This window comes from Neobacillus solisequens, assembly GCF_051233465.1.
Taxonomy (GTDB): domain Bacteria; phylum Bacillota; class Bacilli; order Bacillales; family Cytobacillaceae; genus Neobacillus.
The window spans coordinates 1-9,503 of the sequence record NZ_JBKFGJ010000036.1 but is presented as its reverse complement, the minus strand read 5'-3'; the positions used below and the strand labels follow the sequence as shown (position 1 = coordinate 9,503).

Annotated in this window: 11 protein-coding genes; 5 read left to right on the top strand and 6 right to left on the bottom strand. The window is 32.2% G+C overall.

Annotation, left to right across the window (positions count from 1 at the left end; translation table 11 throughout):
• Window positions 1–289 precede the first annotated feature (289 nt).
• Window positions 290–760, top strand: a complete 471-nt coding sequence (locus tag ACI3K6_RS23285) for a DinB family protein (RefSeq protein WP_435556703.1) — start codon at window positions 290–292, stop codon at window positions 758–760.
• A 173-nt stretch (window positions 761–933) separates the two neighbouring features.
• Here ACI3K6_RS23285 and ACI3K6_RS23280 read toward each other — a convergent pair whose 3' ends face one another.
• The gene (locus tag ACI3K6_RS23280; protein ID WP_435556701.1) at window positions 934–1,305 is read right to left on the bottom strand and encodes a hypothetical protein; all 372 of its coding nucleotides are present in this window, start codon (window positions 1,303–1,305) and stop codon (window positions 934–936) included.
• Between the two features lie 438 nt (window positions 1,306–1,743).
• Here ACI3K6_RS23280 and ACI3K6_RS23275 point away from each other — a divergent pair, with 438 nt between their 5' ends.
• Together ACI3K6_RS23275 and ACI3K6_RS23270 are read left to right on the top strand one after the other, a co-directional pair.
• On the top strand, window positions 1,744–2,298 hold the full coding sequence (locus ACI3K6_RS23275; protein WP_435556699.1) for a PadR family transcriptional regulator: 555 nt from the start codon (window positions 1,744–1,746) through the stop codon (window positions 2,296–2,298).
• A gap of 2 nt (window positions 2,299–2,300) precedes the next feature.
• Window positions 2,301–2,777 (top strand): DUF4188 domain-containing protein, encoded by a 477-nt coding sequence (locus tag ACI3K6_RS23270; protein WP_435556697.1) that lies wholly within the window; start codon window positions 2,301–2,303, stop codon window positions 2,775–2,777.
• 445 nt (window positions 2,778–3,222) lie between these two features.
• On the opposite strand, the gene ACI3K6_RS23265 is transcribed toward ACI3K6_RS23270, so the two are convergent.
• Both ACI3K6_RS23265 and ACI3K6_RS23260 read right to left on the bottom strand, forming a co-directional pair.
• Window positions 3,223–3,909, bottom strand: a complete 687-nt coding sequence (locus ACI3K6_RS23265; RefSeq protein WP_435556695.1) for an MBL fold metallo-hydrolase — start codon at window positions 3,907–3,909, stop codon at window positions 3,223–3,225.
• 261 nt (window positions 3,910–4,170) lie between these two features.
• On the bottom strand, window positions 4,171–4,443 hold the full coding sequence (locus tag ACI3K6_RS23260) for a hypothetical protein (protein ID WP_435556693.1): 273 nt from the start codon (window positions 4,441–4,443) through the stop codon (window positions 4,171–4,173).
• A 317-nt stretch (window positions 4,444–4,760) separates the two neighbouring features.
• Here ACI3K6_RS23260 and ACI3K6_RS23255 point away from each other — a divergent pair, with 317 nt between their 5' ends.
• A complete protein-coding gene (locus ACI3K6_RS23255) occupies window positions 4,761–5,240 on the top strand; it encodes a PAS domain-containing protein (RefSeq protein WP_435556692.1) in 480 nt (159 codons plus the stop codon).
• A gap of 477 nt (window positions 5,241–5,717) precedes the next feature.
• Here the strand turns inward: ACI3K6_RS23255 and ACI3K6_RS23250 are convergent, their stop codons facing one another.
• The 3 genes from ACI3K6_RS23250 to ACI3K6_RS23240 form a co-directional block, all read right to left on the bottom strand.
• The gene (locus tag ACI3K6_RS23250) at window positions 5,718–6,197 is read right to left on the bottom strand and encodes a DinB family protein (RefSeq protein WP_435556691.1); all 480 of its coding nucleotides are present in this window, start codon (window positions 6,195–6,197) and stop codon (window positions 5,718–5,720) included.
• A 525-nt stretch (window positions 6,198–6,722) separates the two neighbouring features.
• The gene (locus tag ACI3K6_RS23245; RefSeq protein ID WP_435556690.1) at window positions 6,723–6,881 is read right to left on the bottom strand and encodes a DUF3934 domain-containing protein; all 159 of its coding nucleotides are present in this window, start codon (window positions 6,879–6,881) and stop codon (window positions 6,723–6,725) included.
• Between the two features lie 224 nt (window positions 6,882–7,105).
• The gene (locus ACI3K6_RS23240; RefSeq protein WP_027322891.1) at window positions 7,106–7,306 is read right to left on the bottom strand and encodes a cold-shock protein; all 201 of its coding nucleotides are present in this window, start codon (window positions 7,304–7,306) and stop codon (window positions 7,106–7,108) included.
• A gap of 356 nt (window positions 7,307–7,662) precedes the next feature.
• On the opposite strand from ACI3K6_RS23240, the gene ACI3K6_RS23235 reads away from it, so the two are divergent.
• On the top strand, window positions 7,663–8,130 hold the full coding sequence (locus ACI3K6_RS23235; RefSeq protein ID WP_435556689.1) for a hypothetical protein: 468 nt from the start codon (window positions 7,663–7,665) through the stop codon (window positions 8,128–8,130).
• Window positions 8,131–9,503 lie beyond the last annotated feature (1,373 nt).

Here is a 9,503-nt window from a genome sequence, read left to right as displayed (position 1 = left end):
CTCATTATCAAGTTCCAAATTAATATTATTTACTTGCCGCCATATATTACGAAAATACCTCTTTTTCCCACGAAACTTTTTCAGAAATATTCCTCCTTTTAACCTAATGCCTTCTTGAAGAAACCTGCTACGTTAGTTCAACAACAAAGAAACAATCCTTTAAATGCAGCACCTCTTCTGCACCGTTCATATAAAGTACAACTAAATTTTGTAAAATATTCCTCCTTCAGATTGGCACGAACGTTCATTCGTGTATAATTATAATATGCTTATCAAAGGAGGAACTTTTATGAATTCAATTGAATTAATTATTTTAAACTTAAATGAAGTAAGAAGAAGAAGCATAAAAGTCTGGAGAACTATACCTGAAGAAAAACTAAGTTGGAAGCCAGATAATGGAGCAATGAATTGCAAAGAAATGGTCAGGCACGTACTGGAAAGCGAACATTATTATCACCTTGCACTTAAAAATAAAGGAAGTTTATCCGTTTTTAATTCCCCTTTTGAAAACAGACCTTTTACTTCTGTAAATTCTGAATTGGAATTTGCCGAACCCTATCGTAATCAATTCATAAATACAATCAGATCATTTTCTGAAGAAGACTTAACAAATATTAAAATTGACCGTTCTGATGCAGGATACATAAGAAACCTGGGGGATATGCTCCTACGCATTGCTTATCACGAATCTGTTCATACTGGTCAGTTATTAGATTATTTAAGAACCGCAGGTGTTCCAAGAATCCGTATCTGGGACTAGTGCGTAATAGAGGTGCTATCACTGTTGTGAAGCACCATTTTTATTGCGTATTCGTTTTTTTAAAAGTGTTCCCTTCTTCAACTTAACTGCCAGTTAGTTCAAGAGAAAATGGCCACTAAAATCGGCAGCAGGATCTTAAACTCTTTCCTTCGTTAGATCAGGAATAGCATTTACTAACCAATCAGAAACAGACTAACACCTTCATACAATTGATACTGCTCAAAAGATGTTGAATCAGCAAACAAATCTAAATACAATTCTTTGTTAAATTCAATAATCAAATCTTCAGTTGGTTCAAAATGATAAACATTCGTAATTTTTTTGCCTAATAAATTTCTCTCCAAAATTGAAACAACATCCATTTCTTTTCCATCTGATATACCTATGCCTCTTCTATTTCTCAATCTCCACGAGCATTCAACATTAAGATTACCTTCGTTAAACTTAACTCTTATTAACTCTAAACCAATAAGAAGCACTTCAGTTACAGTTTGACCAATAAAGATGGAGAAATCTATTTCGCTTACTTTGATGGATAAGTCCATTGTTACACCCAATTTCAAATAAAATTATCTGTAATATTCGCCCTACTTTTTGAAATTCCTTCTTTAAGTAACCTGCTTCCTTTACATAACAAGCAAAAAAGACCACCGCAGCGATCATTCTTGAGCTCAAGACCCCTATAGTTTAAGTGAAATGATTCACAATCGCACTGCACAAAATGGGTTGGAATCACGACCTTACAGACTAGACAAAATTCAAATAAATTTCCATCTTTTTAATTCTATAAGAGTAATTTTTCACATTAATATCTCACTTACTAATGATTCGGCACAGCGTGAATTTACAAAATGAGGTTTTGTCTTATCATCTTATGTCGAAATGTTTTTTGTTTATTCAGAAAATTAACTTGTGTTTTTTGTTTAAATTTATTAATATGTATCTAAATGATATATATCTTTTAGATAGGTGTGAGAACATTATTGAAAAGTTATAACGCTACAACATATGCAATATTAGGAATATTAACTACTGAATGTAAATCTGGTTATGCCATTAAACAGTGCATTGATCAGAGCTTAAACCATTTTTGGAAAATTAGTTATGGACAAATTTATCCAACTCTAAAATTAATTGCCCAAGAGGAATTAGCAGAAGTTCGTACTTCATCTGGACATGGAAAACCTGATAGTTATGAGTATTATTTAACCTCGAAAGGATTAGATGTACTAAAGAATTGGTTGGAGAAGCCAATTGAACATTTACCAACTGAGCGAAATGAAGTTTTGCTTAAATTATTTTTTGGTCGCTATCAAGCTCAAGAAAAAAAGGTATTGCTTATACAGAATTATAAGCAAGATCTTGAAGAACGTTATCAAACCTATATATCTATTGAACAGGCTATTATTAATCACAAAGATAATGATGAAGATTCAATATATTGGCTGTGTACATTGGATTATGGAAAAAGAACGACCAAAGCAGCGATAGACTGGTGCGAGTATACTCTTGATAAATTTTATAGGAAGGGGAATTAGTAATGACTAACCACATTTATACGGGGCGTTATACCATTGAGAATACAGAGGATATTGTCGTTTTCATCATTGGAATGAGAGTTAACAAGCGACTCGCAATTCATAAGTGGTTACCAGTAGCTACTGCCATGCCTGGAATGATTAAGGAGCTTTATACAAACAAAGAGGAGCTAGGATTTTTATCGATGGAAAGTTATTTTGGAATGAAAACAACTGCCATAATCCAATATTGGCGTTCAGTCGAAGACCTGCTCGCTTATGCTAATAATGAAAAACATTTGACTGCTTGGAAAAATTTCAACCAAAAAGTAGGAAACAATGATGCAGTTGGAATTTATCATGAAACATATCAAATAAGTAGGGGTAATTATGAAGCTATTTATGGAAATATGCCTCACTATGGCTTAGGAAAAGCATTGAACCATATTCCCATTACTGCAGATCGAAATTCCGCACATAAACGACTAAAAAAACAATAATTTAGTTTTTTAAAAAGCACCTTATTTTAAATTCAATAAGGTGCTTTTTGTAAATTTTTGTACCTCATTTACTTATGATACGGTTCACGGCTATTGATGCTAAGTTAATTCTTGACTATCTGCCTCAAGTGCTGCACAAAAGTTAAAAAACACTCCTCAACTAATCTCCCTCAATAACAAAAAATGACCGCCGTGGCGATCATCAACTTAAACTGGAGCACCATGCAGCAGAACTCCACCACAAAGAATAAAAAATGGTTCAGACTTGTCAATACTGTTACTGACCTTAATCCAGTCATGTCTTTCTCTTTTTTTAAACGATTGAACAGGTTCTTCTTAATTAATGCTTTTTTCAATTCTAAAAGAACTTATTTTCATGTGGTTTAAGTACATCTTTAAAATTCAAGTTGATATATTCTTTAAGATATAGTAGTTTTCCACACAATTATAAGGATAATTTACCACCATGATAACAATAGAAAGTTTTTACATCTAAATTTTTAATCTTATCTAAGGACTCTTCTGCTTTCCCAATATTTAAACAAAAATGTGGATTAGCAATAACCAATTTATCATTCTCATTAACAGCTGCATCACCCGTAATAACCGTTTTTATACTAGGAAAGTATAATGAAATATGACCTGATGTGTGCCCTGGAGTTGCTACAATCGTACATTTTCCATCTAAAATCTTACTGCCATCTTGAACTTTTTCATCAACCGATATATGCTTCAAATTCTTAAGTTGCCGAATAAACCATTTGCCAAATTCTACTTCTTCAATTGGCAATTTATCTAGCAGTGCTTCAGCTTGAACTAATCTCTCCGCTTTCAGCATACCACTTATGTATTTTGATTCAATCTCACTAGCTATTATATTAATCCAAGGAAATTCTGTTTTAAAATCATATAAGGAACCAATATGGTCATCATCATAGTGAGTGATAATAATATTCTTTAAATTCTTTATTTCATATCCACTTTTTTTAATTTCATTTTCAATTAGAGGTAAAAAGTTTGCGTACCCAGTATCTACTAACGTTAAATCATTGTTAGTAATAATTAAACTGGGATAAATTAGATTTTTTTGTCCATTAAATTCAAATTCTATCGGTAGTTCTAAAATCTCCATTTTACTCCCCCTGCCCAAAATCATCTTCTATTGCTCTTTAGTAAAATAATAGTCCAACAAAAAGATGAGTTACTCCTTCTTAGTCCATATTCCTTTTTTTCTATTCGATGTTTTACTTCGCAACTCCTTCTTTCACTAAACCGCCCCGTTCTGTTCAATAAAGCATATGTATTTTCATTTTCACCCGAAATTGCAGTCAAATTGACAGCTAAATTGAGCATTATTTGACTGCAAATTTGAAAAAAAGCCCTGAGAATACTCTTAAGATAATGATTGATAATATTCAATTAGTTTATTGATTTCATTAATCTGTTGTCTACTATTGCAAGTAATAACCATCCCCTTAATTCTTTCAAGTAGTGCTATTTGATTCTCATATCTGAACTGTTTCTCCCGAGTAATATTTTTACTTACTTTCTTATCTGGATTTAAAAGTATTAACTTTAAAAGTCTATTTTTTGTTTCCAAATTGGCATTAATCTCATTTAAAACTTCTTTCCTATCATTTTCTTGAAGGAATAAAATCTTTTTCATTAAATAACCCTCTTTTTTTTAGATACCGGTTATTTCGACATTAAAGAAGATTTCCCTTCAAATTTATGGATCTTCTATAATAAAAAAATTTGGGGGTCTGAGTCTCAAATATTGTCAGTTGTAACAGCCCGTTCCATAAAGCTTTATTAATCAAAATTACTTTCGTGAGCTACATCACATTTGGCTATCACTAATAATGCTATCATTATTCTAATTTTAAATAATAATCCCCCTCAGAAGTGGGTCGATTTTTTTCACTATTATTTGTACTATTTTATTTTTCTATTAAACGAAGATTATATATTGGAGGTTTTTATATGTCTGAAGAAAAATTGTCTGAATTAATTAGTCCTGATACTGTCATTAATTTTGAAACCGGTGCAATTAAAGCAAGCACTTTGGATTCAATTATCAATCTTTTACCATTTGAAATGGGTTTTTGCGATGCTAATGATATTTTCCGCTGGTATTCAAATAATCCAAACCGTGTCCATGGTCGTCGTAAGGAAGCAATTGGTCGCCATGTGCTTGAGCTTCATCCAAAAGTGGCTCATCACGTTGAGAAACTGTTGAATGATTTCCGTTCAGGAGCACGGAATGAATGGGAATTTTGGTTTCCAAAGCGCTCTGGTGAAGAAACGGGTCAAATTTACCAAAAGTTTATGGCGGTACATGATAAAAATGGAAAATACCTTGGCTGTATGGATATCACCGTTAACTTGGATCTTTTCAATGGAAAAGAAGGTAACCATACCCCAGAAACGATAGATGAATTTATGGCTGTTAAACCTGAATAAAAAAATCTATTCAATTTGAGTGTCCTCCAAAAAACACACTGAATCCACAATTCAATGTGTTTTTCTTTATATATATGCTTTTGGTCTACCTAGGTCTTAACGATCCTAAGTCATTCAAGTTAATACATATTCCCCCTAATAGGGTCCAGATCTATTTGTAAATCTTAACGAATTTCACTATTGGTGCCATGACCACCAAAAAATAACAGCCACTTCGTAAGTGGCTGTCATAGATTGGCATGGGGGTATAAACTTTCTTTCTGTCTAAAAATAAAAGCCCTGAGAGTGAATCATGCCCTCTGAGCCTAATTAATGTATTCTAAGAAAAATAACTAAAAAGCACTATGAGGATAAGACATATATTTTTTTGTATTCATTGTCTTCACCTCATTACGATTTATTTTTTTTATAGCAACATAATCAAATATTTCTCTAACTATTTACCAAGGTATGGTTCTTACCACTCAGCAATCGTTTTCAATTGTTAGAACCTTCTATAGCACGTTGAATCGCATAAATAACACCAGTATGCATTCCTTCATGGTGTAAACTAAACGCTAGAATTTCTCCGATTGTTTCCATCCTAAAACCAAGTCGAATAAAGGGTTTTACTGCTTTTTCCTGTAAGCGATCGCCGAGAGAATCCTTGATGAAAGCAGTTTGCTTTTTTAATTCATAGGATAAGGCTTCTAGTGTTGGAGGTTCTACTTGCCATTCGCTTGGTCTTGATCGATTTCCAAATAGGGTAAAAAATTCAAGGGAAAGTTGTGGCGGTAATCCTGCAAAGTTCGAAGCAAGCTGATCTTGAACAATTAAAATATGACCAATGTTCCAACGAATCGTATTGTTAAATCCCATAGGCATAATATCGGCCACATCTTCTGTGATAGATTCCAACCTTTTGAGAGTAATGGCTCGAACCACATCCACTTGTCTAAGCACCATATCCTTCGTCATAATACCCACCTTCTCAAATAACCGCACCTATTTATGGTAAGGTTCACCTCACCAGTTTAGCCAGCAGTTTATTAGTTCATGAATGTCGTTTAAACTAAATCTTAAGTTTGTTGCCATTTATGCAATTTTTTTAATTAATTGCATTCTTTGATTTAGGCTTATAAAGAACTAAGAATAGTCCAATACAGATGCAGATTAATCCACCGAAACCTGTAGTTAAAAATGATAATATGATAATTGTTTCGAATAGAATATTTTACTTACTGTTAGAAAAACAATAAATATCCATCCGATAAAATTTATCATTGATATTTTTCTCATTTTTTTCATTCCTCACATATTCTTTTTTTATACAGAGAATTGTAATCTAATGTTCACTATTCATTTCTGGTACCATATTTATTTTTCCATTAAGGGGATATAGAAAGATCTTCTTTTGAAAAAGAATACATCTGGCTGCCTTTATATAAAAGTACCTTTGTTCATATATTTTATTCTGCTGAGCTATATTTCGGATATGTTACTTTAACTATTCCTCGTGGTCTTGGCAATATCCGTTATTTTTGTACCTTTACTTATATAGGGTTTGGCACTCTTTGTTTTGTTTGCACTAGCTTGCCAACGATTCCATCCTTTCTTGTCTGTTCCTCTGCCAGTTCCGCTTTTTCCCTTAGCTTTACTCATACATTCACCCCATTTTTATTCTACCTTGTGTTACGTATCTGTGTTATTTTTATCCATTTAGGTTGAAGAAAATAGGAATCCTACAAATTATATGTTAGAATGTGTTTACCATTTGATTTACTTGTTTACATGTGCCCTACTCATTAGTGAGTGGGGCTGCTTGTTTTTAAAAGAAGAAATAAAAAACAGACTCAATAAAGAGCCTGCTTTAGTTGTTTTTATTATTAAGCTTTACGCACGTTAGCTGCTTGAGCTCCACGTTGACCTTGCTCAACGTCAAAAGTAACTGCTTGACCTTCGTCTAAAGATTTAAAACCTTCGCCTTGGATAGCTGAGAAATGAACGAATACGTCTTCTCCACCTTCACGTTCGATAAATCCGAAACCTTTTTCTGCGTTAAACCATTTTACTTTACCTTGTTCCATTTTGTTTCCTCCTGCAGTGTGCTTTGCACACAAAGTGTTACTATCCTTGCACTCAGTGATCATCAAGACGAAAAGATTTTACTAATACTATCCTTTACACCGAACAAAAATAATTCAACTTAGAATAGCATTTTTTGAAATTGTTTGCAAGGAACCATAATTTTTAACAATAGCACCCATTAGTTTAAGTGCATTTCTTCACAATATCTTCGAACTGTGTAATACGTTCATATGAACAAATCTTCTCAGTTTTAAAAAAAGATATTCACAGTAATGACACGTTTTAACTAATCAAAATTTTTATCATACAGTAAAATTAATGTGATTGTAAAAATAATCATTTGGAGTTGATTTCAATGTATTCAAAACATCGAAAGTCTTTTTCTTGCTATTTGTTAATTGTTCTACATATGTTTCTGGGAATAGGTGCACTTTTTGGTGGAGGCACAATGATCCTTTCTCCAGATGGTTCAATTTTGCATATGCCTCTTAACATGTTACAACATAGCCCTTTTAATAATTTCCTCATTCCAGGATTAATACTATTTGTTGGACTTGGAGTTTTACCAATAATTACTGCAATCTTTCTTATCTCAGAAAAGCAGTTAAAAGTTGCTAAAAAGCTCAGTATTTATAAAGCCACACATTGGTCATGGAATAGTTCGCTTTACATTGGTTTTATCTTAATCATTTGGATTACAGTCGAAATGTATATGATTCAAGGAGTTGCATTTATTCACGTATTCTACATTTTCCTAGGTCTATTAATTCAATCGATTACTCTTCTTCCTTCTGTTAAGGAACACTATTCTAATGTAAACTAGTTTTAGTCCAAGATTAATTGAAATTAGAAACAGAATACATTTATTTAATAATTTTTGCTATGATAGAACCTACTTGGACTACCCTTCTATTGCACAGTTTAAATCAAATATGCATAAACCTTTTTTCTTCTTTAACTAACCTGCTCTGTTAGTTAAATAAAAAAAGTCCATCTTATTGGTAGTCGGATCTTCAAGTAAACCCTGTTAGGTTTAATTACAAAAAATAAAATTGGTTGTGATAAAGAATAGTTTTATAGTTCAACTATTTTCATAATTAAATTTGTATGGGGTAAATAGAATAGTTTTAATTTTTTTCCGTCATTTCTCCGCAAGTTTCCCCACGTTTTATTTTCTGCTATAAATACACTTAGAAGTTCGCAAAATAAGCGTTAATTCCTGAAATAAGCGTTAATTCCTGAAATAAGCGTTAATCCTTCTTAACCTTAATTATGGAATAATAAAAAAAACGCTCAATCCCTTACGTATCAAAGGTTTAGACGTTCTCGACACCATGTTTATTAAAGCGTTAATTGGTGTTATACGAATAGTTCTCTCTTTTCCTATCCGCTTACATCCATTGATCATGTCCCGTTAAAACTAAGTTGTACGCTGTTAAAAGTAAGTTATGCACTATTAAAACTAAGTTGTACTTTTTAAAAGCAAGTTGTACTCTAGTTAATCTAAAGGAATGTCTCAATTTTGGGGACATTCCTTTTTCTAACCTAATTTCCTTATTAAACAAAAGCTCCCGTTACTTTAAGTACATTCTTTCACAATCTAGTATACTTAGTAACCATTTTGAAGTTCTGTTTACTCTCACTAAAAAAAGGCCGTCAAAAGACGAACCTTTTATTTAACTTTTCTAAAGCCACTTTTCTGTTGTAATTTATCATAATGACAAACCTTTTAATAACCAATTTATTAGTATACCAAATACAGCAATAATCATAAATATATTCCCAAGAAACTCGAAAATTTGCTTTGATTTATAACTGGAACGTAAATTGACCGAAAATGAGAACAATAATACCAAGGGTATCCAAATCCTACTGGTATCTTGTTTTATATTAAACTTAAATGTAATAATCACTACAAGTAATGATAATGCTACCCAAAAGTAAATTTTCCTATCTGTTTTCCAGTTTTTATCTACCATAAATAAAGCCACCCTTTTTGAGGAAAAATTTTTCAGATACTGGACCTTTCAAATATAAATATTCTTCTATTGGGTCAAATAATCCTTCTTGCACTAACCTCCCTCAATAAACAAAGTGAAAACTCGCGTTTTCTCCAGTATTCTCAGTATTTTATAGATTGTAATTTTAGAGTTTAAGCTCGATACTATGGTTGGATTTATCTCGTAAGGATAAATT

Excerpts from the sequence above, each read along its gene's own strand:
- ACI3K6_RS23260 (WP_435556693.1), bottom strand. The coding sequence starts at position 4,443 with ATGAAAAAGATTTTATTCCTTCAAGAAAATGATAGGAAAGAAGTTTTA.
- ACI3K6_RS23240 (WP_027322891.1), bottom strand. The coding sequence starts at position 7,306 with ATGGAACAAGGTAAAGTAAAATGGTTTAACGCAGAAAAAGGTTTCGGA.
- ACI3K6_RS23280 (WP_435556701.1), bottom strand. The coding sequence starts at position 1,305 with ATGGACTTATCCATCAAAGTAAGCGAAATAGATTTCTCCATCTTTATT.
- ACI3K6_RS23285 (WP_435556703.1), top strand. The coding sequence starts at position 290 with ATGAATTCAATTGAATTAATTATTTTAAACTTAAATGAAGTAAGAAGA.
- ACI3K6_RS23250 (WP_435556691.1), bottom strand. The coding sequence starts at position 6,197 with ATGACGAAGGATATGGTGCTTAGACAAGTGGATGTGGTTCGAGCCATT.
- ACI3K6_RS23235 (WP_435556689.1), top strand. The coding sequence starts at position 7,663 with ATGTATTCAAAACATCGAAAGTCTTTTTCTTGCTATTTGTTAATTGTT.
- ACI3K6_RS23270 (WP_435556697.1), top strand. The coding sequence starts at position 2,301 with ATGACTAACCACATTTATACGGGGCGTTATACCATTGAGAATACAGAG.
- ACI3K6_RS23255 (WP_435556692.1), top strand. The coding sequence starts at position 4,761 with ATGTCTGAAGAAAAATTGTCTGAATTAATTAGTCCTGATACTGTCATT.
- ACI3K6_RS23245 (WP_435556690.1), bottom strand. The coding sequence starts at position 6,881 with ATGAGTAAAGCTAAGGGAAAAAGCGGAACTGGCAGAGGAACAGACAAG.
- ACI3K6_RS23265 (WP_435556695.1), bottom strand. The coding sequence starts at position 3,909 with ATGGAGATTTTAGAACTACCGATAGAATTTGAATTTAATGGACAAAAA.